General features: G+C 65.3%; 18 protein-coding genes. 7 read left to right on the top strand and 11 right to left on the bottom strand.

What is annotated here, in order from left to right; genetic code table 11:
• The first annotated feature begins 85 nt into the window (after window positions 1–85).
• From VFY73_RS29915 to VFY73_RS29935, 5 genes are all read left to right on the top strand, one after another.
• Window positions 86–1,573 (top strand): aldehyde dehydrogenase, encoded by a 1,488-nt coding sequence (locus VFY73_RS29915; RefSeq protein ID WP_329725251.1) that lies wholly within the window; start codon window positions 86–88, stop codon window positions 1,571–1,573.
• Window positions 1,574–1,787: 214 nt separating this feature from the next.
• Window positions 1,788–3,122, top strand: coding sequence for a type III glutamate--ammonia ligase (gene glnT / locus VFY73_RS29920; protein WP_329725252.1), 1,335 nt, complete (start codon window positions 1,788–1,790; stop codon window positions 3,120–3,122).
• 63 nt (window positions 3,123–3,185) lie between these two features.
• On the top strand, window positions 3,186–4,100 hold the full coding sequence (locus VFY73_RS29925; protein ID WP_329725253.1) for a DMT family transporter: 915 nt from the start codon (window positions 3,186–3,188) through the stop codon (window positions 4,098–4,100).
• An 82-nt stretch (window positions 4,101–4,182) separates the two neighbouring features.
• Window positions 4,183–7,167, top strand: a complete 2,985-nt coding sequence (locus tag VFY73_RS29930) for a G8 domain-containing protein (RefSeq protein ID WP_329725254.1) — start codon at window positions 4,183–4,185, stop codon at window positions 7,165–7,167.
• Window positions 7,164–7,541, top strand: a complete 378-nt coding sequence (locus VFY73_RS29935) for a hypothetical protein (RefSeq protein WP_329725255.1) — start codon at window positions 7,164–7,166, stop codon at window positions 7,539–7,541. Before VFY73_RS29930 ends, VFY73_RS29935 begins: the two co-directional genes overlap by 4 nt.
• 31 nt (window positions 7,542–7,572) lie before the next feature.
• On the opposite strand, the gene VFY73_RS29940 is transcribed toward VFY73_RS29935, so the two are convergent.
• The 5 genes from VFY73_RS29940 to VFY73_RS29960 form a co-directional block, all read right to left on the bottom strand.
• Window positions 7,573–8,604, bottom strand: coding sequence for a hypothetical protein (locus tag VFY73_RS29940; protein ID WP_329725256.1), 1,032 nt, complete (start codon window positions 8,602–8,604; stop codon window positions 7,573–7,575).
• 295 nt (window positions 8,605–8,899) lie between these two features.
• Window positions 8,900–9,991, bottom strand: coding sequence for a DUF3466 family protein (locus tag VFY73_RS29945; RefSeq protein ID WP_329725257.1), 1,092 nt, complete (start codon window positions 9,989–9,991; stop codon window positions 8,900–8,902).
• A 253-nt stretch (window positions 9,992–10,244) separates the two neighbouring features.
• The gene (locus tag VFY73_RS29950; RefSeq protein WP_329725258.1) at window positions 10,245–11,348 is read right to left on the bottom strand and encodes a hypothetical protein; all 1,104 of its coding nucleotides are present in this window, start codon (window positions 11,346–11,348) and stop codon (window positions 10,245–10,247) included.
• 51 nt (window positions 11,349–11,399) lie between these two features.
• Window positions 11,400–12,404 (bottom strand): tRNA dihydrouridine(20/20a) synthase DusA, encoded by a 1,005-nt coding sequence (gene dusA, locus VFY73_RS29955; protein ID WP_329725259.1) that lies wholly within the window; start codon window positions 12,402–12,404, stop codon window positions 11,400–11,402.
• A gap of 432 nt (window positions 12,405–12,836) precedes the next feature.
• Entirely contained in the window at window positions 12,837–13,541 is a 705-nt protein-coding gene (locus VFY73_RS29960) for a DUF262 domain-containing protein (protein WP_329725260.1), read from the bottom strand.
• A 974-nt stretch (window positions 13,542–14,515) separates the two neighbouring features.
• Here VFY73_RS29960 and VFY73_RS29965 point away from each other — a divergent pair.
• Complete coding sequence (locus VFY73_RS29965) at window positions 14,516–14,638, top strand: pyocin activator PrtN family protein (RefSeq protein ID WP_329725279.1); 123 nt, start codon at window positions 14,516–14,518, stop codon at window positions 14,636–14,638.
• 279 nt (window positions 14,639–14,917) lie between these two features.
• Window positions 14,918–16,528 (top strand): hypothetical protein, encoded by a 1,611-nt coding sequence (locus VFY73_RS29970; RefSeq protein WP_329725261.1) that lies wholly within the window; start codon window positions 14,918–14,920, stop codon window positions 16,526–16,528.
• A 272-nt stretch (window positions 16,529–16,800) separates the two neighbouring features.
• Here VFY73_RS29970 and VFY73_RS29975 read toward each other — a convergent pair whose 3' ends face one another.
• The 6 genes from VFY73_RS29975 to typA form a co-directional block, all read right to left on the bottom strand.
• Window positions 16,801–17,685, bottom strand: a complete 885-nt coding sequence (locus VFY73_RS29975; RefSeq protein WP_329725262.1) for an alpha/beta fold hydrolase — start codon at window positions 17,683–17,685, stop codon at window positions 16,801–16,803.
• Window positions 17,686–17,689: 4 nt separating this feature from the next.
• Window positions 17,690–18,493, bottom strand: coding sequence for an alpha/beta hydrolase (locus VFY73_RS29980; RefSeq protein ID WP_329725263.1), 804 nt, complete (start codon window positions 18,491–18,493; stop codon window positions 17,690–17,692).
• 46 nt (window positions 18,494–18,539) lie between these two features.
• On the bottom strand, window positions 18,540–20,165 hold the full coding sequence (locus VFY73_RS29985) for a wax ester/triacylglycerol synthase family O-acyltransferase (RefSeq protein ID WP_329725264.1): 1,626 nt from the start codon (window positions 20,163–20,165) through the stop codon (window positions 18,540–18,542).
• 172 nt (window positions 20,166–20,337) lie between these two features.
• Window positions 20,338–21,447, bottom strand: a complete 1,110-nt coding sequence (locus VFY73_RS29990) for an enoyl-CoA hydratase/isomerase family protein (protein WP_329725265.1) — start codon at window positions 21,445–21,447, stop codon at window positions 20,338–20,340.
• 20 nt (window positions 21,448–21,467) lie between these two features.
• On the bottom strand, window positions 21,468–22,370 hold the full coding sequence (locus VFY73_RS29995; protein ID WP_329725266.1) for a DMT family transporter: 903 nt from the start codon (window positions 22,368–22,370) through the stop codon (window positions 21,468–21,470).
• Window positions 22,371–22,482: 112 nt separating this feature from the next.
• Window positions 22,483–24,312 (bottom strand): translational GTPase TypA, encoded by a 1,830-nt coding sequence (gene typA / locus VFY73_RS30000; RefSeq protein WP_329725267.1) that lies wholly within the window; start codon window positions 24,310–24,312, stop codon window positions 22,483–22,485.
• Window positions 24,313–24,316: the final 4 nt, after the last annotated feature.

Here is a 24,316-nt window from a genome sequence, read left to right on the forward strand (position 1 = left end):
GCGACCAACCCGGCGCCCTGTCCCGTTGTGGGACGGGGCACCATGGCCGTCCACCAGGCGGCCACTTTCATTTTGGAGACACACCATGTCCACGATTGACTGGACCCAACGCGCCACCACTCAAAAACTGGATGGCCGCAGCGTCATCAACGGCGAACGTGTCGAAGCCGCTGATGGCCAGACCTTCGCGAAGCATTCGCCGATCGACAACCGCCTTCTGGGCCAGGTGGTGCGCGGCCAGGCCGCTGACGTCGACCTCGCCGTGCGCGCCGCCCGCGCCGCGTTCGATGACCGCCGCTGGGCCGGCAAGTCGCCGGCTGCGCGCAAAAAGATCCTGCAGCGCTTCGCCGACAAGATCCTCGGCGCGAAGGAAGAACTGGCCCTGCTCGAGACGCTGGACATGGGCAAGCCGATCCAGTATTCGCTCAGCGTCGACGTGCCGTCGACCGCCCGCTGCATCGCCTGGTATGCCGAGGCGGTCGACAAGATCTACGACGAGATCGCGCCGACGCCGGACTCGGCGCTGGCCCTGATCACGCGCGAGCCGATGGGCGTGATCGGCGCGATCGTGCCGTGGAACTACCCGATGATCATGGCCGCATGGAAGCTCGGCCCCGCGCTGGCCGCCGGCAACTCGGTGGTGCTCAAGCCCAGCGAGAAAAGCCCATACACCGCGCTGCGCCTGGCTGAGCTGGCCGTCGAAGCCGGCATCCCGCCCGGTGTGTTCAACGTCGTGCCCGGCTTTGGCCACGAGGCGGGCGAGGCGCTGGCGATGCACATGGAGGTCGACGCGATCGGCTTCACCGGCTCGACCCGCGTCGGTCGCCGCATGTACGAATACGCTGGCAAGAGCAACCTGAAGCGCGTCTACAACGAACTCGGCGGCAAGTCGGCCTTCGTCGTGTTCGACGACTTCGCCGACATCGAACGCGCCGCCCGCACCGTGGCAGGCAGCATGTTCTTCAACCAGGGCGAGAGCTGCAACGCGCCGTCGCGCGTGCTGGTGCAAGCCGGCATTGCCGAAGAGTTCGCCAAGCTGGTGGCGGCCGAAGCGCCGAAGTACGCCCCTGGGGACCCGCTGAACGCCGGCACCGAGCTGGGCGCGCTGGTCGACGAGACGCAGCTGCGCACCGTGCTCAGCTACATCGACGCGGGCCACCAGGAAGGCGCCAAGGTGTTGGCCGGCGGCCGCCAGGTGCGCGCCGAGAGCGGCGGCTTCTACGTCGAGCCGACCGTGTTCGCCGACGTGCAAAACGGCATGAAGATCGCCCGCGAGGAAATCTTCGGCCCGGTGATGGGCATCATCAAGTTCGAGACCGAGGCCGAAGGCATCGCGCTGGCCAACAATTCGAGCTACGGCCTACAGGCCAGCGTGTGGAGCGACAACATCAACCGCGCGCACCGCGTGGCCCGCGCTCTACGCGCCGGCACGGTGCACGTCAACCAGTACGACGAAGACGACATCACCGTGCCCTTCGGCGGCTACAAGCAAAGCGGCAACGGCCGCGACAAGTCGCTGCACGCGTTCGACAAGTACACCGAGCTCAAGACCACCTGGATAAGGCTGGACTGACGGCGTTCGTGGCGCGCTGCCTGCAGCGCCGCCAATTTCAAGTGACGTGCGCGGATCCGGCTCTGCCGGTCCGCTGCGCGGTCTTGCAGACCGCGGCGGGCCAGTGGCCCGCCCCTTCGCCAGGCACGAAAGGTCCACTGGACCTTTCATGTCCGGGCGAAGCCCCCTCGGGGGGGTAGGCATAGCAGGTCCCGGAGGGGGCCGTGGGGGCCTCATGACAATCGATTTGCAGCAACGCCTGGCCGCCCAAGGTGTGCACACCGTGCTCGCCCAATTCACCGACATGCACGGCGTGGCCAAGGGCAAGTACGTGCCGCTGGCCAAACTGCCTGAGCTGATCGAAACCGGCGCCGGGTTCGCCGGCCCGTCGATCTGGGGCACGGCCTTGCCGCGCACCGGCGCGCGGGCCGAGTACTACGCTCGCGCCGACGTCGAGCGCATTCAGCCGATGCCTTGGATGCCGGGCTATGCGCGCGCGGTGTGCAATGGCTTCGTCGACAACCAGCCCTTCGACGCCTGTCCGCGCCAGGTGCTGCTGCGCGGCGTGCAGCGCCTGGCCGAACGCGGCTGGATCCTGAAGACCGGCATAGAGCCCGAGTTCTTCTTGCTCAAGCGCACCGAAGACGGCCAGTGGCACCCGGCGGACGACCATGACCGCCTCGACAAGCCTTCGTACGACCTGAAGTCACTGCCGCGGCAGGCCGGTTTTCTACACGCGCTGCACGAAACGCTGTCGAAGAGCGGGTTGGATGTGCTGCAACTGGACCACGAAGACGCGCACGGCCAGTACGAGGTCAACTTCGCCTTCGATGACTGCCTGTCGAGCGCAGACCATGTGATGCTGTTCAAGCTGGCGGCGCACGCGCTGGCCGAGGAGCGCGGCATGGTCTTCTCGATGATGCCCAAGCCCTTTGCCAACCAGCCGGGCAGCGGGCTGCATTTCCATCTTTCCCTGTGGGACACCTCCCACCGCTGCATCTTCGCGCCGGCCAGCAAAGGTGGGCCGGAGCTGCTTTCGGCGCTGGGGCGGCAATTCCTGGCGGGAGTGCTGGCCCATTCGCCGGCGCTGTGCGCGCTGGCCGCACCGACAGTCAACAGCTACAAGCGCCTGGTCGTCGGTGAGTCCTTGTCGGGCACGTCCTGGGCCCCGGCCTACATGGCCCATGGGCCGAACAACCGCACGGCCACCTTGCGCACCCTGCCCGGCCGCTTCGAATGGCGGCTGCCGGATGCGAGCGCGAACCCCTATCTCGCCACCGCAGCCCTGATCGCCGCCGGCCTGGACGGCATCGACCGCGGCCTGGACCCGGGCCCCGATTGCACCGAAGACCTGTTCAAGCTGTCGCTGGCCGAGATCCGCGAGCGTGGCTTCGGGCTGTTGCCCCAATCGCTGGAGCAGGCTGTCGATGCACTCGAGGCGGACGAGGTCGTGCGTGATGCGCTGGGCGAGACGCTGGCGCACGAATTCACGCGCCTCAAGCGCATGGAGTGGGTCGAATACGCCCGGCACGTCAGTGGCTGGGAACTCCAGCGTTATGCGGCAGTTTAGCGGCCTGCGGCTCGGCCATCACAGCCAGCCGCCGGCCGGGCGATGAGCGACCCGCAGGCAGAGATGGCTCGCCCCACGCCCTGGCTGGCCTACGGCTGCCTGGCGGGCAGCATGGCGCTGGTCGGCAGCTACGTGGGGCTGTCGCGCACGCTGGTCGCCGCGTTGCCGATCTTCCTGCTCGCCTGGCTGCGCTTCGGCATCGCCGCCGTGGCGATGGCCGGCTGGGTGCGCCGGCAACCGGGCGAAGCGGCGCTGTCGTCGCACGATCGCAAGCTGCTCTTCTGGGAGAGTTTCCTCGGCAACTTCCTGTTCTCGATCTGCATGCTGTTCGGCGTGGCTGCCACCTCGGCGGTGGCCGCGGGTGTGGTGATGGCGGCCATCCCGGCGGCGGTGGCGTTGATGTCCTGGGCCTTCCTGGGCGAGCGCATCGGGCTGCGCGTCGGTGGCGGGATCGTTTGCGCCGTGGCTGGCATCGGCTGGCTGGCACTCGGTCGCTCAGGCGCGCATGGCCCGGCCGGCGCCAGCGGCGGCGAGCCGCTGTGGGGCTACGCGCTGCTACTGGGGGCGGTGGTCTGCGAGGCCTCGTACGTGGTCATCGGCAAGCGCCTGACCGCCCAGGTTTCGCCGCGTCGCATCAGCTCGCTGATCAACCTGTGGGGGCTGGTGCTCGTCACCCCGTTCGGCGCCTGGCAAGCCTGGCATTTCGACTTCACGCAGGTGTCGCTCGCCACCTGGGGACTGCTGCTGTTCTACGCCCTGGCAGCCAGCGTTGTCACCGTGTGGCTGTGGATGCAGGGGCTGCGCAGTGTGCCGGCTCCGCAGGCGGGCGTTTTCAGCGTGATGCTGCCGGTCGCTGCCACCGCCGTCGGGGTGCTGTTCCTCGGCGAAAGCCTGGGTGCCGCCCAGGCGGGCGCACTCCTCCTGGCCCTTGTCGGATTGCTGCTCGCGACCTGGCCGAACCGTGGAACTGTCGAATAACGCAACGTCAAGCTTGGTTTTTCGAAGAATTTGTCACAGGTGGCTGGCTTAGTATCCGCCCGCCCTGACCAGATAGCCGCCCATGCCCCACTGCGACCTGACCTCACTTTCGATCCGCCGCCGCCTTTTGGCGGCAAGTTTTACCGCCGTCCTGGCCGCATGCGGCGGGGGCGGTGGTGATGGTTCTGAAACAGCAAGTCCCGCTCCTGACTCCACCCCGGACTCCGCGCCCGATTCCGCGCCGGATTCATCGCCGGACGGCGCACCGCAGCAAGGCAGCGAGCACGTCAACTGGTCCGATCCCCAGACCTGGGGCGGCACCGTGCCGCCCGATGGCGCTGCGGTGGTGATTCCTGCAGGCAAGACCGTGGTGCTGGACACGGCCACCCGCAAGCTGGCAGACCTGCGGATCGAGGGTGTTCTGCGCCTGGCCGAGAAGGACGTGTCGTTGACCGCCGCGTCGATCAACGTCATCGGCACGCTGCAGGCCGGCACGGCCGCCGCGCCCTTCACGCACAAGGCCACGATCACGTTGACAGGTGCCCCCGGCGGCACCGACGGCGTCTCGCGCGGGCTGCGCGTCACCGGCGGCAAGCTGCTGATGTACGGCGTTTCGCCCCAACCGGGCTGGACGAAGCTCAATCAGCACGCCTCAGTTGGTACAAAACAGTTTCAATTGAAACAAAACGTGGATTGGAAAGCGGGCGATCAGATCGTCGTCGCCCCGACCGACCACTACGGCATCTCGGCCAGCGAAGCCTTCACGCTGGCCTCGGCCAGCGGCGCCACTCTCAACACGACCGTCGGCCTGGCCAAGTCGCGCTGGGGTCGTTTGCAGTACCCAACGGCCAACGGCATGTCGCTGACCGCCGACTCCAGCTATTCGCCCCCCGCCTCACCGGCGCCCACCGTGCTGGACGAACGGGCCGCCGTGGGCAACCTGAGCCGCCGCATCGTGATCCAGGGTGCCGATGACACGGCCTGGAGCGGCCAGGGGTTCGGCGCGCACCTGATGGTCATGGGCCTGAAGTCGCAAGTGCAGATCGACGGCGTGGAGTTCCGCCGCGTCGGCCAGGCCGGCCAGCTGGGCCGCTACCCGATGCACTGGCACACGCTGAGCTACGACCTCGGCACCGGCACCCACCTGGGCGACGCCACCGGCCACTTCATCCGGAACAGCGCGATCTGGAATTCGTCTAACCGCTGTGTGGTACTCCACGCTACAAATGGTGTCACGGTACAGAACAACATCTGCTATGACATCAAGGGCCATGCGTTCTTCCTGGAGGATGCGGTCGAGCGCCGCAACGTGTTCGACGGCAACCTCGCGTTGAAGACCCGCGCGCCCACCGACAAGAACCTGCTGAAGATCCACGAAAGCTCGGAGGTCTTCCAGGGTGGCCCGTCGGGCTTCTGGGTGACCAACCCCGACAACACGCTGACCAACAACCACGCCGGTGATGCGCAGGGCAACGGCATCTGGCTGGCCTTCCCGCTGCACCCGCTGGGCTTGTCGCGCACCGTCAAGACCTGGCCGCGCTACACGCCGCTGGGCCGGGTCGAGAACAACACCGTGCATTCGGCCCGCGGCCCCGGCATGCTGCTGGAATGGGTGCCCGTCGACGACAACGTCGCACACCCCGAGACCACGCAAGGCACGCTCGCCTCGCAGCGCTATGTGCCGATGAAGGATGGCAAGCCCTGCCTGGACGGCGGCGGCAACCCGTACGACTTCTGCCCCAGCGGTGCACTGCGTCTGACCATCAAGCGCACGACCGCATACAAGAACCGCGACGGCGCCTACCGCAACCGCGTGACGAACCCCGACTATCTGGAATGGGTGGTTGCCGACAACGTCGGGCTGGCCTTCGGCGGCGCGGCGCAGGACGGCACGATCCAGCGCGGCCTGTTCGTCGGCACGAGCCTGAACCACAGCGAGTCGAAGTACCCCGCGGGCGCGGCCATGCCGGCCGGCATTGCCACCTACCACTCGACCGTGTCGGTGACGGCCAACCACTTCGTCGACGTGCCGTTCGTCGCCGGCGAGACCAGTGGCGCCTTCAGTGCGGAGGACTACTACACGCTGGCCGTCGAGCGCGGCAAGGCGCGCAATTCGAACAACCGGCTGACCAACAGCTCGCCCGGTTACCGCAACCTGCAACCCGGCCTGCGCCAGCAGCACCTGCCGAGCGAGAACTGGGCCCTGTCGGGCGCGATCTGGGACACCGAAGGCCAGTGGGGCCCGAAGAACTGGTACACGGTGCCTGACACGCCGTTCCTGACGATCGGCGCCAACTGCGTCGACGCCAAGCCGGCCGGCCGCAACGGCAAGACCTGCGATGGCCAGTACTACGGTGTCGAATCGATCCAGACCGACTTCGACTCGTCGCGCTTCGAGTTCGCCGCCGCGATCAACGCCGAGCGCCAGGACGGCAACGGCAACAAGATCGCTTCGTGGCGAATCGAGAACGGCTACAGCCACTACGTCAACTCCGACGTGGCCAAGCGCTACGCCTGCACCCCTGGCGTAACCCCGCCTCCAGGCAACTACTGCTCTTGGCAGCTCGGCCACATGCGCCACTTCGCGGCGCGCGCGTCGAGCCGCTACGTGCTGAGCTTCCCCGGCTGGCCTGCGGCCAAGTGGGCAGCGTTCAACATCAGCAACGCCTCGGGCGAAGAAGACAAGTTCATGATGGCGGTCAAGTTCGACGGTCGCCTGCCGGCCGCGGCCTATGTGGTCGCCGGCTCGCAGTGGGACCGCGAACAAGGCAGCTTCGACCCGAACTACCTGAAGCGCACCAACGTGCGGCCGATGACGCCGGCGGCCAGCCTGGCCGCAGTGCAAGCCTCGTCGGGCGACAAGTTCTGGCAGGACAAGGCCAACAACCTGGTGTGGTTCAAGTACCAGGGCGGCCTGCCCTTCCCCGGCCTCGAGAACCTGAAGAAGAACAGCGACGAAGACCTGTACCGCATGTACTCGGCCGTCGTGTACCCGAAAGACACCTGCACCGGTGCAGGCAGTCTGTCGACCTGCCTGGCGCGCATCAAGGCGCTGGGCCTGCCGTGACGCGCTGGATGCGCCGCTTCGCGCTGTGGTTCGGCTGGGCCTCGGCAGCCGCGATGCTGCTGGCCCAGGCCGGCTGCCAGCCGGTGGCCAGCGCGCCGGCCGTGCAGGAGGTGGACGCGCTGGTCGCACGCTGTGTCGACGCGATGACGCGTGAAGTCTGTGTTGCCCAGCGCGACAGCGCCGCCAACAGCAGCCCGGCCGCCAGCCAGGTGTTCGTAGCCGGCGTCGGCGCGATCGACGCACAGGCTTACTACGAGATCCGCTCGTCGGGCGAAGCCATGTGCAGCCTGGTGAAGAGCCGCTGCGCCGGCGGCTGGAACGACAGCGCTTGCCGGACGGCACGCAGCCTCTGGCAAGCACCCCGCAAGACCTGACGGCTGCGCGCCGGCGCGGCCTCTTTTTTGATCAGCGCTGCTCGGCCGCCGGGCGTGGCCGCAGCAGCAGCGCGCGCACCGTGCCGTTCAGGCGGTTCTGGCCGGTCGCCGCGATCATGCCGCGGTGGTTGACGGCGTTGGCGCCGATGATCAGCCACTTGGCGCGGTCGCTGGCGCTGAGCTGGTCGTTCAAGTCCACCGTTTGGGTGCCATCGAAGACGAAGCCGTGCGTCTCTTCCGCCGCATTCGACGCCGCGCCGACGATCGTCCCGTCCATGTTGATGCCGTAGGCGCAGGCCGACCGGCCGCCCAATGAGGGCAAGGCCGTCATCGTGCCGCGCCGGTAGACGAAGGCGCGCGTCTGCTCGTCGCCTTCGAGCGTCGAGCAACCGACGACGTGGCGCGAGTCGTTGATGCCCATCGCCTGGGCCCAATTGCCACCCAGCGTGCCGATGTCGATCATGCGCCCGCGACGGTAGAAGAACGCATGGGTCGCCCCGCTGGCGATGTCGGAATACCCCGCGACATCACCGTGGTCGTTGATCGCCAGCGCCACGCTGACGCTGCCGCCCAGCGTGCCCAGCTCCTGCATGCCGACACCGGCCTGCCAGATGAAGCCACGCTCGCGGCCATCGTTGCCGAATGCACTGCCGACGGCCTGGCCGACATTGTTCAGGCCGTGGCCGTAGCTGTCGTTGTTGCAGCCGCCACAGAAGTCGTCCGGGAAACCGTAGATCCGCGTGCTGGTGGTGCCGTCGTAGATCAAGGCATGCGTTTGATAGGCCAGGTCGGCGGACGTGGCCAGCATCAGGCCGGCGTCGTTGATGCCACCGGTGGAGACTGCCGGCCAATGCGGGACGTACAGCGGCGGGACGGCGTTGCAGGTCGTGCGCGTGCAATGCAGGCCGCTCGACCCATACTGGCCGTAGAAATCGACCGCGGTGTCGCCGATGCGGTTGATCGCCATCGCCGCGGTGTCGTTGAAGGGGTCGTCGGGAGGCCCGTTGAAGGGCAGCTCGACCAGACGGTATTGGGGCGCGGCCGTCGCGGCACCCCAGGCCATGGTCAAGGAAACCAGAAACGCATATGCAACAAAACGCTTGTTCCCAACTGCTTGCATCGTTTGACCTCCCGGGCTAGCCGCAGGCCCCATGCCCACGGCGCGGACGCGAATGAGGCGCCTCGTCAATAGGACGCACCATCCCTAGCCCCGCCAAAATGTGCAGTGCTTTACGATCTTCGCCAATCATTGTTTGCCCGAGATGTGGCCGAACGCAGCGACGGTAACCAACTGCGCGTCATCGCCGATGTCGCACAAAAAAAGCAGGCGCCGGCCGAACGGCCTCGCACGGCCCGGGTCAAGGAGCCCGTGGTGTCAGCAGCAGCGCCCGTTCGCTGCCGTGAACCTTGTGGGTGCCCATCGCAGCGATCTGGCCGTGGCGATTGATCCCGCTGGCGTAGGTCACCGTCCAGCGCGCGCGGACCTCGTCGCTCAGCGTGTCGTTCAGGTCGATCATTTGCGTGCCGTCGTAGAGAAAGCCATGCCACTCGGCATCCCCGGTGATCAGCGCGGAGCCGACCACCCAGCCGTGGACGTTGATGTCGCTCGCGCACGCATAGCTGCCCCCGAGCGTGGGCAAGGCCTTCATGCTGGTGCCGTCATGGACGAAGGCAACCGTCTGCGTGTCCCCTGCCGTGGTCGAGCAACCGGCCACCAGCCGCTGGCCATTGACGGCATGTGCCGCCGACCAGCTGCCACCGAGCGTGCCCAGGTCGCGTAAATCGTCGGCGCCATAGCCATGGCGGTACAGGAACGCGTGGGTCGTGCCGTCGGCCAGCGTCGACTCACCCACCACGTCGCCCCTGTCATTGATACCGCGCGCCTCGCTCGACACACCGCCCAGCGTGCCGAGCTTGGTCATCGTGCCGCCTTGCCAGATGAAAGCGCGGTACGGACCGTCGGCCGTTTCACCGGCACCGACCACCTGGCCGGGATTGTTGATGTCGTGCGCGACGCTCGACAGGTCGCAACCCTGGCACCAGCCTTCGGGAAAGGCACCGAGGTTCATGGAGTTGGCGCCATCGAAGAGATAGCCGCGCGACATGTTTTGGTAGGGCGAGGTGCCCACCACGTAGCCCGCGTTGTTGATGGCCTCGGCGCTGGTCGACGAGTGATGCGGCGAGCCCAGCGCCGGGATGTCCACGCAAGAGGTCTTGTCGCAGCGGAACGAGGTGCCGCCGCCCAGTTGCTGATAGAGCCCCGAAGCCATCAGACCGCTGCGGTTGATGGCGTTCGCGAAGGTCGATACGGTGTGGTTCTGCAGGTCCATGAACGGTGGGACCTGCCGCAGCTTGAATGACGTCTGCGCCCATGCACCGAGCGAACCGGTCGCCAGGCACAGGGTCAGGCCCAGCGATGCCAGGCGATGCGCTGCTGAGGGAAGCGTCATGATCTGTCTCCCGAAACGTTACCAGCGGCTATTGCTGGCGATGACAGGAGGCGACCACGCGCGCCCGATGACAACCCCTAGTTTTGAAGGGTGGCCGGCGCCGGTGTGCGCATTGCTGCACGGGCGGTGCCCTGGGCGGGCCGGGGGGCTGCGCAGCCCCGCGTGTGGCGGCCAGGCACGCTGGCGACACAGGACGCCCCGGTGCGCGCTCAACACGCTGCTGGACGTGCCAGGCGGGCCGAGGCCCGCCCGTTCAGTTGGATTCGACGTTGACCGGCGTCAACAAGGCCGCGCGGGTGATGCCCTTGCGCTCGCCGGTGGCGACGATCAGGCCGTTGTCATTGATGGCCCTGGCCTCGGTGATGACCCAGTTCTTGCCGGTCTTGAGATCGAGCTTGGCGTTCAGGTCGATCGCCGGGCCGCCGGCCTGCCACAAGAACGCGCGCCGGGTGGAGCCACTCGACTCGCTCGAGTAACCCACGACCCACCCATTGCGGTTGATGCCCAGCGCACAGGACTCGTTGCCGCCCAGCGAAGGCAACGGCGTCATCACGCCCTGCTCGTGGATGAAGCCCCGCTGCTCGGTGTCGCCGGTCAAGGTCGAGCAGCCGACGATCTGGCGCAACTCGTTGACGCCGAACGCCGCCGAGTGGCTGCCGCCCAGCGTGCCCAGGTCGCTCATCAACCCGGCGCGGTAATGGAATGCGCGCTGCGCGCCGCCACTTTGCGTCGACACGCCGACGATGTCGCCCTTGTCGTTCAGCGCATAGGCGTCGCTGAAATCGCCGCCCAGCGTGCCGATCTCGCTCATCTGTGCGTCTTTGTAGATGAAGGCCCGCGCGCTGCCGTCGATCGTGTAGGCCAGGCCGACGACGACACCCTTGTTGTTGATGTCGCGGCCGAGACTGTCGAGCATGCAGCCGCCGCAGCCGTCGTCAGGCAGGCCGCCGAGATCGATGGTCTGGGTGCCGTCGTAGAGGAAGGCATGGGTCGTGAAGCCGGAGAACGAGCTGCCGGTGATCTGGCCCAGGTCGTTGATGCCGAACGGCGTGGTGGCGGGGAATGAGCGCACCTGCAGCTCGGGAATCTGCGTGCACTGCGCCTTCAGGCAATGTGCAGCCGCAAAGCCGGAAACGGTATAGCCGTATTCGATCGCCGTGCGGCCGCTTTTGTTGATGGCGCGTCCGGTGGAATAGAGCGTGACGTCGCTCCTGGGGCCGATCAACAGCTCGGTGACCTTGTAGATCGTGTCGGCCTGCGCAACCCCGGCACTCGAGAGCACGACAGCCGCGGCAGCTGCAACGACGGACGACCGCCTCATCGGCAGCAGCGCGAGAGGCGAACAGCGGTAATTCATTGGTTTTCCTTCGATCCCGTCCACATGCCCGGGCAGCCCGGGCGGGCCGGATTATCTCGCTGCGGGGTTCAGCGCCGCGAGCGCCGCGGCACTCACTTCGTGGGGGTGCTGCTGCTTCAGGCGATGGTCCGACCAGACCTGGCGCCAGCGGCGCGCGCCCGGCTGGCCGTGGCGCAAACCCAGCATATGGCGCGCCGCGTGCGGCCAGGGCACGCCGTAGCGGCCAGCCAGTTGCTCCATGTGGGCGACCATCGCGGCTTCGACCTCGTCGCGCTGCGGCACAGCACCGGTCTCACCGTAGAAGCGTTGGTCCCACTCGGCCATCAGCCACGGGTTGTGGTAGGCCTCGCGGCCCAGCATCACGCCGTCCACATGCTGCAGGTGCCCGGCGATGTCGTCGTTGCCCTGCACCCCGCCATTGAGCACGATCGTGAGCTGCGGGAAGTCTCTTTTCAGCTGGTAGACGAACTCGTAGCGCAGCGGCGGAACCTCGCGGTTCTCCTTCGGGCTCAGGCCCTTCAGCCAGGCGTTGCGGGCGTGGGCGATGAAGACGGTGCAGCCGGCCGCGGCGACGGTGCCGACGAAATCGCGCACGAAGTCGTAACTCTCTTCCTTGTCGATGCCGATGCGGTGCTTGACGGTGATCGGCAAGCCGCCGGCCACGTCGACCATCGCCTTCACGCAATCGGCCACCAGCTGCGGCTCGTTCATCAGGCAGGCACCGAACGCGCCGCGTTGCACACGCTCGCTCGGGCAACCGCAGTTCAGGTTGACTTCGTCGTAGCCCCAGCGCCGCGCCAGCTGCGTGGCGAAGGCCAGTTCCTCGGGCTCGCTGCCGCCGAGCTGCAACGCCAACGGGTGTTCCTCGTCGTTGAAATCGAGGTGGCGAGGTTGGTCGCCGTGGCGCAGCGCGCCGGTGGTCACCATCTCGGTGTACAGCCGCGTGCGCTTGGTGATCAGGCGGTGGAAGTAGCGGCAATGCCGATCGGTCCAATCCATCATCGGGGCAACACACAATTGCCAATTTCTGCCAAGTTGTTTTTTTCTATCAATCATCTTAAATCCATCGCCAGACCGCAGTGAAGACCGAGCCCGTCAGCTATACGGCACAGAAATCACTGTTGTAGCCAGAAGCAAAGCAACGGTATAGAGCCTACGCGTGTCCCAATGCCAGCGCGAGTGCCCTGTCCAACACCTGTTCCCGAACTCGTCTGCTGCCGAGGTCCGACGCGGCGCGTTCTACAGCCCGAAGATAGTCGCGCGCATCTTGTGATGCCTGATCTGGCTGAATTTCTTCCGAAGACAACCCGTCAACTTCCGCGGCAAGTGCAACTAGTGCCTCGGCTGCCGCTTGGCGAGCCTCTGCAGTGAGAGGCAACATTTCCTGGTGCTTGGCGACACATAGGAAAAGCGTATAGAAGTCGGACTTCTTTCTCCAACGTGATTTGGCAAGCTCCGGAAGGATCTGCGACAGCTCGCCGAGAGTCTTCAAAAAGACTGACCACAAATGCTCGGCCCCGTCGAACTGGGTCTCATATAGCTGATAAAACTCTCGAGAGATCGCTTTTTGTTCTGGGGTCCATTTAGATGCCCGATCGCCAGTTCACTAATGAACTCAATGTCAAGCATTCGCCTCTGGTCGTTGGCAGAGAAAATTCCAAAGTTGTTCCAATACTCAAGATCCGACAACTTCTCCATTAGGCTAATGAAAGGCCCCCAGTAGGTAGCATGCCGCAATTCTTGGGCGTTGAGAACCACAGTATTTCTGTTGATTCTCTGGAAGATAATTCGAATCTCTTCTTCCGGCATTTCCGGCAAAAGGCGAACCACGAAGCTGTATTCAAAGATCCTCTTCCGCTCCGGAAGGCCCAGGTCGTCAAAGGCGAGTCCCGGAGCAACCGGACTTTCATCGCTTAACTCAAACTCTCCGGCCAGGAACCCCAACACCGCCGAGATGCGCTGCTGCCCGTCAACGACTACATGCCGCTGACGACCCTCGGCGGTGATGACCTCTTGCATATAGAGCTCTGGTATAGGGTACTCAAGCAAGATCGTGTCAATCAATGCGGCTTTCTGACGATCCGACCAAACAGGATTTCGCTGATAGGGCGCCTTGACGTCTAGCTGTTCAGAATCGTAGGCTTGCTTGAACCAAGCTACGTTACGATGAGTCGTGGCCAAATATTTGTGCATTTCCCTTGCTACCTCGCAAACTGATTCCGAAGACTCTTCGTAGACTGGACTTGATATGAACGCATTGCGTCGTAATCGACGTAAATCCGGAGATTGACAGGCCTTCCCGCACTTGGGGCCAAACCTGTCATATATGAAAACGCCTCAAGCCATTTGGCTCCAAAAGGCAACACGCCAAGCAATCGATCCGTGGCGAGGGTTCCCCAGTAGATGTACCGGTTTACATGCTCATCCCACGCAATGCGAGTTGCAGGATCCAATCGAAGTCGCCTCGTTCCATTCATTCGAAGATATCTCCACCCCTCTGAAAAGTGGTGCGGGGAAATTACTGCGACGTCTAAATCCGATTTTTCGTCGAATGCCTTGAAATTCTTGTTTGGATTAAGGCTGAAGCCGGTCGCTGCACTACCTACTATAGTGATGCAGGCCGGGTCCACATCAATACGAGATCCAAGCTCGCGCTTCCACTTTGAAAAGCCCATCCGATCCTCTCCAAACGCATGTGGAATTCGATCAAAGAGCTGGTCTTCGACGAATCGACTCGGGGTCTGCGTCTGTAGGGCTGCGACGAATTCTTCGCGGTTCATTGTTCACATGATATTCGCGGCAAACCTGCGGTAGGTGGCTTGACAACAAGGCGCCTGACAGACCAGACAAGCCGGCAGGCTCGCATGCGCATTGGCAGCCGGCGGTAGTTGGCTGGTAGGTCCGCGACGTCCCGCCAGAACGCCCGTCCACAGCAAGGCTGCAAATCAAGCTGTTCCAACCGAATTCGATCGCCCCTCGTCATCAGCGCCTCAATCCTTCTTGCTCAACGAAAACCATGCACACCGCCTTCTTCCTCATGGCGCAGTACAACTCGCAAGCCGTGATCCCGATCGACACAGTCGTCAAGGACTACTTCCCCCACCTCAACACCCGAGAACTTCGTTCGCAAGGTCGCCATCGGGGACATCAGCATCCCCGTGGTCCGCATGGAAGCCGCGAGCAAGAAGACTGCCCGCGGCATCTACATCAGCGACCTGGCCAACTACCTGGACACGCGCCGCGACGTCGCGGTCAAGGAAGCCAGGCAACTCGCAGGCACTGCGGCTTGACGCGTGCCGGCTTCGCTTGTACTTCAAGAGCGATGTTCTATGTCTCCCCAATTGGAGGGGGGAGTCCTTGGGGGGCTCTCCACCCTATCCCGGCGTTAAAGTCCCTTCAAACAAGAAGGAGGGTGATCGGGGAGGCGCCAAGCCGGCACGCACCGCGTGCCGCATTGCCGTGGCGTGCCGTCTTTCGCCGCCCCGCTCAGCTACACATCGCGATGAGGCATCCCGCCGCCTTCATCGTCCGTAGCAGAGATCGGCGGATAACAAACGAAGGACGAAACAATGGTGAAACAGAATCGCCGGCGCAAGCACTTGAAGGCTGCGCGCCGCCATGCCACGCCGGGGCCACTGAGCGTGTTGGCGATGGTCTGCGCACTCTCTCTTCCGCAGAGTTCCCTTGCGTACGAGGTCTTGTCGGCAGCAAAGGAAAAGTGCTACCCCCGCTATCGTGACGCCGGTGCGGAGCCAGGTACGGGGTTCGCGTGCGAGATTGCAGCATCACAAGCAGACGGCGGTATGGGCGGCTACATGTGCCCCGGTGACAGCAAACTGATCGACCAGTATTGCAAGGGTGACTGCGAGGTAGAGCCTCTGCAGCCGATCACCGACCCCGAAGCTCTAGAGATGGAGAATGGCGACAAGATTCGCGAGGACAAGCTCAGCGAGTCGATGTCGGGCAAGCTGAAGTGCCTACGAGACAAGGTCGCCGAAAAGGGCGGGACGTTGACAGTCACCTCTGCGTGGCGTCCGCAGAGCTACCAGGACCATCTCGTGGAACTCGTGACCAAGCACCCGAAGCTAATTCGCCTGGCGTGGCTCGAAAACGTCAAGGAGTGTCGACCGGCGCCGTACTACGGCGCAGTGCACCCGGAGCACGTCAAGCACCAGCTCGGACATCAGGCGGCCGTCATATCGAAGCACACTGACGGGGAAGCATTTGATGCCAATTCGTCTGGCGTCAAGATCGACACGCTTGCAGGAGAATGTGGCCTGTATCGCCCGTTGCCCAAACCGTTCAACCAAGGGGGCGATCCCGTTCACTTCACACACAAACCCGAAGGACAAGAAATGGGTCGATTTGTTGCTATGCCGCTGATTGCAGCTGCGTCTTTCTCGCAGGCAGCAACGCTGTACACGCCTGAAGAATTGGGCCTGACCGTTGTGGCTGACGGCGTTCACGTCATCACGAATGGGGTGAAACAGGTGAAGTACACCTACACCGTTTCCAACGTGAGCGGCGAACTGGTCCGAGGCATCATCGTGGGCAAAGACACCGATACCGTCTCCGCCGGTGTGCCCGTCTTCCTGCTAAAGGACGAGGGCTTTGCCATGGACACGGAGTGGGTCAATTCGCCCAGCGGCTGGACTGGCGAGATCGGACAGATCGAAGAAACCACTGACAAGATGCTCCAGTGGCTTCCTACCGATCAGGCGGACAAGCAGTTTGGCATTCGGCCAGGTCAATCGGTGACCTTCTCCCTTCGCACCCACACGGCGTTCCCCAGCCTTGTGAATACGCGGATGATGATTCCGTTCAAGACCTTCAAATACTATGAGCCGCCGGTCATCCAACTAAAGCCGCTCGACAAGATTGCCCCGACGCTCAGCACTGTCTTGAGCGCTGCGCCTGCGCGAAACCGGCCGGGCTACTTGAAGGTCACCGCGAAGCAGAACGGATATGACGCCCATGACCCCCATCCGGAGATCCTGCTGGACCGGGTGGAGTCAAACCAGGTATTGGGTCCGAAGGACATCGACGCCGAGGTGGGAACCGAGACCAACGTCTTCTTCGTCAAGCAAGTCCCCGGTCGGACCTATACGGTGACGTACAAGGCGTTGGATGCGTCAGGCAACTTTGCCATGACCACCAACACGATCACCGCCTCGCCGTAGCACTCTACGCCGCTGGACCGGCGATCCTTGCCGGTCCCTCCATCCCTCTCCTTGAGGGGCGGGGCCAGAGCTACAAAAGGGCTACACGCCCCCAAGGACCCAGACCTAAGCAGTCGATTTGAAGGTACTTTCCCGCTCAGTCCGTCCAATCCATCATCGGGGCGACGGACAGGCGCCAGTCGGGCGCGGCTTGGGCAACGGGGGCCGGCGTTTGCAGCGCGGCCGGGGACTCAGGGGCGTTCACCCCCCGAATTATCGGTGCGGGCGGGGCGTCAGGTCGCGCGAGCGGCGTTGCTGGCAATGCCGTCCACGAAACGCGGCACCAGTGGCAAAGGCAGGTCGTGGCCCATGCCGGTGATGTAGTCGCTGGTGGCGCCCGGGATGCGCCGGGCCAGGTCGCGTCCGTTGTCGGCCGGGATCAGCGGGTCGGCCTCGCCGTGGATCACGTGTGTCGGCACCCGGATGCGGCCCAGCATCGGGCTGCGGTCACCGTCAGCCGCCACGGCCACCAGCTGGCGCAAGGTGCCGGCCGGCCGCCACGCGCGCTGCACGTTGTGGCGCATGCGCTCGCGAAAGGCGTCCGGATCGGGCCGGTAGGCCGGGCTGCCGATCACCTGAAACAGGTTGGCATAGTGGTCGAGCAGCGCCTGCAGATCATTGCTGCGCGGCCGCAGCAGCATCACACGGCGCGCGGCCAGGGTGGCCTGCGGCAATTTGCGCGAGCCGCTCGTCGTCATCATCAGGTTCAGGCTGCGCACGCGCTGCGGGTGCTGGGCAGCCAGGTGCTGCGCGACCATGCCGCCCAGCGACGCGCCGCAGACGTGGGCGCTGCGCAGCCCCAGCGCATCGAGCACACCCAGGGCATCGCGCGCCATGTCGGCCAATTGGTAAGGTGCCCTCACCGGCCAATGCAGCATGTGCTGCACAGTGGCCAACGGCAGGCTGGGGACGCCCAGGTGGTCGAAGCCCTGGCTCAGGCCGGCATCGCGGTTGTCGAACCGGATCACGCGAAACCCGCGCGAGACCAGCGCCTGCACCATCTCGGCCGGCCAGCTGGTCAGCTGCATGCCCAGGCCCATGATCAGCAGCAGCGGCTCGCCGGCAGGCGAACCCTCGTCTTCGACCTCGATCGAAATGCCGTTCGCGCTCAGTTGCATGGGGTCAAGCGGCCCGCGGCGCAGCGAACCCGTTGTCACCAGGGGTCGGCTTGAAGAACCAGCGCCGCACGCCGACGGCTTCGAACGGCTGCCAGGCCCCCTCGGGCTGGCGCAGGCGGTCGGCGATCAGGTACATCGTCAGCGGGTTCATGCCCATGCCGACATGGCTGGCCTGCAGCTCGATGTTCTCGGTGTGCGGCAGCGGCGGGTTCAGGCTGCACTGCCAGGCGACGACGCCATCGGTGCGCGAGTAGATCGATGTCGTGGGCACCGGTGGCGGGCGGCGGATCTCGGCGATCACCTCGGGGTCGTGGGCTGACTTGCCGCTGACGAATTCGAAGAAGCGCCAGGCATTCGTCGCCCGCGGGTGGCCGCCGAACGGCGAGCCCAGCGTGATGACGCAACGCACCAGATCCGGCAGCTGCTTGGCCAGCTCGCGCGCATAGACGCCGCCCAGGCTCCAGCCGACGAGGCTGACCCGCTGGCCGGTGCGCGCGTATGCACCTTGGAGCTGCTCGATGCAGCCTTCCAGCACGCCGTCACGCGGGCCGAAGTTGAAGCCCTGGCGCCATGGATGCGACGCGTAGCCGCGGTCGCGCAGGAAGTTGCGCATCGGCACGGTGCTGAAGTCAGAGACACCAAGGCCGGGAAAGACGATGACCGGGTGGCCATCGCCGGCGGGCAGTTGGCGCAGCCATGGCGCGCTGGCCAGCAGCGCGGCGAATTCCCACGGCGCCCGGCCTTCGAGGGCCAGCTTCAGCAGCCCTGGTGCACGCACCGGGCTGGAATCGTTGTCATGAACGGGCATGGCCCGATCTTAGCGAGCCACCGCGCGCACCAGTCGGGCGCTTGCCCTAGGACTTTGTCGCCTTCGTGACAGGCTGGCGGGTCTTGCGGGCAGGTGCCGATGTCGACCTGCCCACCGCTTTGACCGCACCTTTGCGTTTGGCTGCCGGCTGGGCATTGGCCCTCTTCGCGCCGGGCTTGGCCCTGGCCGTTGGCCGCTTCTTCGCGGGCACCGGTGTCGCAGCCGGCGGGCTCTCTGGCGGCAGCAACTGCAGGTCGGCATAGGCGGCTCGCACCGCTTCGGCGTAGCGTGCCACGTCGGGCATCGCCGCAGCGTCGGCCATCATGCCGAAGTCCATGTGCTTGTCGAAGCTTTGCACCGTCACGTTCAGCGCGAGTCCGTGCACGACGATGCTGGTCGGGTAGTTGGTCAACATGCGTGCGCCGGCCAGGTACAGCGGCACCAGCGGGCCCGGCACGTTCGAAATCGCGAGCGTGGCCACCGGCGGGATGCGCTCGGCGACCTTGGCTTTGCCGTACATGGAACGGGCGGCCTCCATGAGCCATGGCACGCCGATGCTCGGGAAGTCGGTCGGCAGCACGCTCTTGAGCGATCCCATCGTCGCCTTCATCGCCGCGGAAGACGCCTTGATGTGCGCCAGCCGGCGCTGCGGGTCGGCCAGGTGCGTGCCCAGGCTGATGAAGCTGAGCGAAGCCTGGTTGTCGGAGCTGGTATCGCCCGGTTGCCGCAGCGAGATCGGCACCGCGGCGATCATCGGCTTGCGGGGCACGGTGATGCCATGGGCCGCAAAGTACTTGCGCAGGCCCCCTGCGCAGAGGAACAGCACCACGTCGTTCAGGCTGCACGCGTGCAGCTTGGCCAGCGACTTCATCTCGGCCAGCGGCAGCGACAGGCTGGCGAACGCCCTGCCCGGCGTGACCGACACGTTCAGCATCGTGCGCGGCGCGAGCGCAAGGTTGCTCACCTTGCCTTTGCCACGGTTCAGCAGCGGCGTGTGCATGGCCACGGCCCCGGCGGCACGGGCAAGGCTGCTGACCGTGGACGGCAGTTCGCGGATGATCTGCCCGACCTGCAGCACCTCGCTGGCGATCGCGCCACGCAGCATCTCGGCCATGTCGTGGCGAAAGGTCTTCACGCGCTTCGATGGGCGCGTCTCGATCACGCGCGGCTGCGGTGTCAGGTCGAACAGGAGGTTCGCCAGTGCCACCGCGGCCTGCCCGTCGACCGCAGCGTGGTGGACCTGGCTGTACAACGCCACGCGCTTGTGGCCCGAGTGCGAGTTGCCAAGCCCTTCCAGCACATGGAACCGCCACAACGGCTTGCTGCGGTCCAGCAGCTTCGGGTGCAGTTCACCGACGGCGGCATGCAGCTCGGCCAGGCCGTCGCCCTTTTTCGCCGACGCCGGCAGCTTGACCTCGACGATGTGCTGGTTCAGATCGGGCTCGGCGTCGACCCAGGCCGGGTTTGCCAGGTTCAGCGGCATCCACCACAGGCGGCGTCGCAACGCGGGCATCAGCGGCAGGCGCGCTGCCATCAGGGCACGCAGGTCCTTGACGAAGTGGCCGCGGTAGCCCTTCGGCAGCTCGAGCACATGCAAGGCGCCCACGTGCATGGGCATCTCGGGCGACTCGATGTACAGAAAGGTCGCGTCCAGGCCGCTGAGCTGAAGCATGGGGTCCCTGAGGTCGAATCGGAATCGGCCCATGCTAGGGTGCCACGCGGCGACGGGCGCTCGGGTGTCGCCCTAGGGTGCGTCCTCTGCGGAGCCGAAAGCTGCTCTCAAGCCGGCTGAGCCCCGGGGAGGGTGGCGGCGCCAGAGCCCTGGCGCCGGTTACTTCGTCTCGTCAGCGCAGATGCGCCAGCGGGTGCGCCCAGGCAGGCCAGGGGCTGTCGAAAAAGGCGGCGACCATCGCCGGCGTGACATCGGCCACCTGTGCCGGGTTCCAGCGTGGGGCGTGGTCCTTGTCGATGGCCAGGGCGCGAACGCCCTCCACCGTTTCACTTGCCGCGCCGGGGCGCAGGTGGAAGCAGTGGCGCACCAGGTCGCGCTCCATGCGCAGGTCGTCGGCCAGGCTCATCTGGCGCGCACGGCGGATCTGCTCCAGCGTCACGGCCATCATCAGTGGCGATTGTTGGCGCAGCGCGGCGAGCGTGGCTTGTGCCCAGTCGCCGGAATCGGCCATCAGCGATCGTTCGATCGCCTGGAAGTCGCCCCCGGCGAAATGCTGGTCGATCGACGCATGCTGCGCAATGATCGGCGCCGTGGCGAGCGGCGCTGCAGCGTGGTGGCGCAGCGTGTCGGCAATCGTCTGCATCGTCAGCCAGGGCAAAGCGGCCAGCGCGTCGATCACAGCGGGCAGCGTGGCCGAAGGCAGCTCGATGTCGGCCAGGCCGGTCTCGATCGCATCGGCCGCTTTCAGCACATGGCCAGTCAGCGCAAGGTATTCGCCCAAGCGGCCAGCGCATCGCGACAGGAACCAGCCACCACCGACATCGGGGAACAAGCCGATGTGCGTCTCGGGCATCGCCAGTTTGCTGTGCTCGGTGACCACGCGGTGCGACGCCCCCTGGCTGATGCCCATGCCGCCGCCCATGCAGATGCCGTCCATCCATGCGATGTAGGGCTTGGGGTAGCCATGGATCAGGTGGTTCAGCGCGTACTCTTCGGTGAAGAAGTCTTCGAGCTTCGGGTCTCCGGCGAGTGCCGCCTGGTGGAAGAAGCGGATGTCGCCACCGGCGCAAAAGGCCGGCGCCTTGCCGGCCCGCGCGGCACCGTGGACCAGCACTGCGTCGATGCTGTCGTCGTCTTCCCAAACCCGCAGCCAACGCGTCAGCTCGCGGATCATCTCCAGCGACAGCGCGTTCAGCGCCTGCGCACGGTTCAGTGTGATCAGGCCCAGACGGCCGCGTTGTTCGGCCAGGATCTGCACGTCGGTGTTGAGGGCGTTGCTCATCGGTACTACACGAGGTCAGGTCAAACAGAAGCCGGGGCCGTTGCCGTCGATCGACGCAGCAAGGCAAACAATTCGTTGGCAGCCAGTGCACCCAACACGAGCGCACCGCCGAACATCGCGGCACTGGACGGCTTTTCACCGGCGCCGAGCCAGGCCCAGGCCACGCCGAACAACACCTCGAGCAAGGCCAGCAAGGCCACTTCCGGCGCGGCCAGCGTGCGGGCGGCGGTCACGGCCATCACGCAGGGAATGGCGAGCTGCGTCACGCCGAGCAAGGCGAGCCAGCCGACGTCCGGCGCCCAAGCCTGCAGCGGCCACGCCACCGGCAAGGTGACGGCCGCAGAGATCAACGCGCCGATCAGCAAGGCCGGCAGCATGTCCGACGAGGCTTCGCTGCGTGATGCGTGCTGGATCAGCGTCCAGTTGATCGCGCCGGCGATCGGCACGCCCATCGCGATGCCGGTGCCCAGCAGGTGGCTGCCCCCTGCGCCGCTGATGTCCGCCCCGAACATCCACGCAATGCCGCCACCGGCCACGAGGATCGCGGCCCAGGTGCGCGCAGGCAGACGGTGATTCAGCAGGAAGCGGGAAAGCAGCGCCGTGAACAGCGGCGCGGTGGCCATGACCACCAGCACGTTGGCCACGGTGGTCAACGTGATCGCCACCATGAAGGCGGTGAACATCACGCTCCAGCACAGGCCCGATGCCCACAGCACCGCACCGCCGGTGCAGATGCGCGCCACCAGCGCCTGCGGCCCGCGCAGCCAGCCCAACAACACGATCAGCCCGACCGCATTGAACAAGCTGCGCCAGAACGTCACCTCGAACGAACGCGCCTGTTCGAGGTGCCGCGTGATGACGCCCGCCGTGCTCCACAGCAGGGTCACCACGATCATCACGAACACGGCACGGCGGTGGGTCATGTATTGAAAGCGGCTCCCAAGGAGCCGCGAGTGTCACTCAAACTGGAGCCCCCGCTTGGAGGGGGCTGGGGGGAGCGAAACAAAATTGGAAACGCGCTGAGCGTGAAGGCGCTTATGCGCCTTCACGTGAGGCACGTTTCCGGTCGTGTTCCTTCAGGAATCGCTTGCGCACCCGAATGCTCTTCGGCGTGATCTCGACCAATTCGTCGTCGGCGATGAACTCGACGGCGTATTCGAGCGTCAGGTCGATCGGCGGCGTGATCTTGATCGCGTCTTCCTTGCCACTGACGCGGAAGTTGGTCAGCTGCTTGGTACGCGTAGCGTTGACGACCAGGTCATTGTCGCGGCTGTGGATGCCGATGATCAGGCCTTCATACACCGGATCACCCGGCTTCACGAACATGCGGCCACGGTCGTCCAGCTTGCCCAAGGCGTAGGTGAAGATTTCGCCGTCGTCCATGCTGATCAGCACGCCGTTCTTGCGGCCTTCGATGTCGCCCTTGTGGGGCTCGTAGCCGTCGAAGATGTTGCTGATCAGGCCGGTGCCGCGGGTCAGGTTCATGAACTCGTTCGAGAAGCCGATCAGGCCACGCGCCGGGATGCGGTATTCCAAGCGCACGCGTCCGTTGCCGTCGGTTTCCATGTTGACCAGTTCGGCCTTGCGTTCGCCCAGCGCCTGCATCACGCCACCCTGGTGGGTGTCTTCGACGTCGGCGGTGACCAGCTCGATCGGCTCGTGCTTCTCGCCATTCACTTCATGGAACACCACGCGCGGCTTCGACACGGCCAGCTCGTAGCCCTCGCGGCGCATGTTTTCCAGCAGGATGGTCAGGTGCAGTTCGCCGCGGCCCGAGACTTCGAAGATGCCGTCTTCCTCGGTCTCTTTCACGCGCAGCGCCACGTTGTGCTGCAGCTCTTTCTGCAGCCGGTCCCAGATCTGGCGGCTGGTGACGAACTTGCCTTCACGGCCGGCCAGCGGCGAGGTGTTGACGCAGAAGTTCATCGTCAGCGTCGGCTCGTCGACGCGCAGCATCGGCAGCGGCTGCGGGTTCAGCGGGTCAGTGATCGTGACGCCGATGCCGATGTCCTCGATGCCGTTGATCAGCACGATGTCGCCGGGGCCGGCCTCGGTGGCTTGCACACGCTCCAGGCCTTCGAAGGTCAGCACCTGGTTGATGCGACCCTTGATGGTCTTGCCGTCCGGGCCTTCCATCACCACCACGTCCATCGCCGGCTTGATCGTGCCTTGGTTGACGCGGCCAACGCCGATACGGCCGACGTAGGTCGAATAGTCCAGCGACGAGATCTGCAGCTGCAGCGGCGCGGCGGGGTCGCCCTCATGCGCCGGCACGTGCTTGAGCACGGTGTCGAACAGCGCGGTCATGTCGGGGCCCCACTGCTCGCCCGGCGCGCCTTCTTCCAGCGACGCCCAGCCGTTCAGGCCCGAGGCGTAGACGACCGGGAAGTCGAGCTGCTCGTCGCTGGCGCCCAGCTTGTCGAACAGCTCGAAGGCGGCGTTGATCACGTAGTCCGGACGAGCGCCGGGCTTGTCGACCTTGTTGACGACGACGATGGGCTTCAGGCCCAGCGCCAGCGCCTTCTTGGTCACGAAGCGCGTTTGCGGCATCGGGCCCTCTTGCGCGTCGATCAGCAGCACGACGCCATCGACCATCGACAGCGCACGCTCGACCTCACCGCCGAAGTCCGCGTGGCCCGGGGTGTCGACGATGTTGACGTGGGTGCCCTTCCATTCGACGGCGCAGTTTTTGGCCAGGATGGTGATGCCACGCTCTTTTTCGATGTCGTTGCTGTCCATCACGCGCTCGGCGACCTTCTCGTTCTCACGGAAGGTGCCGCTCTGGCGCAGCAGCTGGTCGACCAGCGTGGTCTTGCCATGGTCGACGTGGGCAATGATGGCGATGTTGCGGATCTGGCGGGTCATGGTG

The organism is Ideonella sp., from assembly GCF_036277275.1.
GTDB lineage: Bacteria > Pseudomonadota > Gammaproteobacteria > Burkholderiales > Burkholderiaceae_C > Ideonella.

Excerpts from the sequence above, each read along its gene's own strand:
- VFY73_RS29915 (WP_329725251.1), top strand. The coding sequence starts at position 86 with ATGTCCACGATTGACTGGACCCAACGCGCCACCACTCAAAAACTGGAT.
- glnT (WP_329725252.1), top strand. The coding sequence starts at position 1,788 with ATGACAATCGATTTGCAGCAACGCCTGGCCGCCCAAGGTGTGCACACC.
- VFY73_RS29925 (WP_329725253.1), top strand. The coding sequence starts at position 3,186 with ATGGCTCGCCCCACGCCCTGGCTGGCCTACGGCTGCCTGGCGGGCAGC.
- VFY73_RS29930 (WP_329725254.1), top strand. The coding sequence starts at position 4,183 with ATGCCCCACTGCGACCTGACCTCACTTTCGATCCGCCGCCGCCTTTTG.
- VFY73_RS29940 (WP_329725256.1), bottom strand. The coding sequence starts at position 8,604 with ATGGCCTGGGGTGCCGCGACGGCCGCGCCCCAATACCGTCTGGTCGAG.
- VFY73_RS29945 (WP_329725257.1), bottom strand. The coding sequence starts at position 9,991 with ATGACGCTTCCCTCAGCAGCGCATCGCCTGGCATCGCTGGGCCTGACC.
- VFY73_RS29950 (WP_329725258.1), bottom strand. The coding sequence starts at position 11,348 with ATGAATTACCGCTGTTCGCCTCTCGCGCTGCTGCCGATGAGGCGGTCG.
- dusA (WP_329725259.1), bottom strand. The coding sequence starts at position 12,404 with ATGATTGATAGAAAAAAACAACTTGGCAGAAATTGGCAATTGTGTGTT.
- VFY73_RS29960 (WP_329725260.1), bottom strand. The coding sequence starts at position 13,541 with ATGCACAAATATTTGGCCACGACTCATCGTAACGTAGCTTGGTTCAAG.
- VFY73_RS29965 (WP_329725279.1), top strand. The coding sequence starts at position 14,516 with ATGGAAGCCGCGAGCAAGAAGACTGCCCGCGGCATCTACATCAGCGAC.
- VFY73_RS29970 (WP_329725261.1), top strand. The coding sequence starts at position 14,918 with ATGGTGAAACAGAATCGCCGGCGCAAGCACTTGAAGGCTGCGCGCCGC.
- VFY73_RS29975 (WP_329725262.1), bottom strand. The coding sequence starts at position 17,685 with ATGCAACTGAGCGCGAACGGCATTTCGATCGAGGTCGAAGACGAGGGT.
- VFY73_RS29980 (WP_329725263.1), bottom strand. The coding sequence starts at position 18,493 with ATGCCCGTTCATGACAACGATTCCAGCCCGGTGCGTGCACCAGGGCTG.
- VFY73_RS29985 (WP_329725264.1), bottom strand. The coding sequence starts at position 20,165 with ATGCTTCAGCTCAGCGGCCTGGACGCGACCTTTCTGTACATCGAGTCG.
- VFY73_RS29990 (WP_329725265.1), bottom strand. The coding sequence starts at position 21,447 with ATGAGCAACGCCCTCAACACCGACGTGCAGATCCTGGCCGAACAACGC.
- VFY73_RS29995 (WP_329725266.1), bottom strand. The coding sequence starts at position 22,370 with ATGACCCACCGCCGTGCCGTGTTCGTGATGATCGTGGTGACCCTGCTG.
- typA (WP_329725267.1), bottom strand. The coding sequence starts at position 24,312 with ATGACCCGCCAGATCCGCAACATCGCCATCATTGCCCACGTCGACCAT.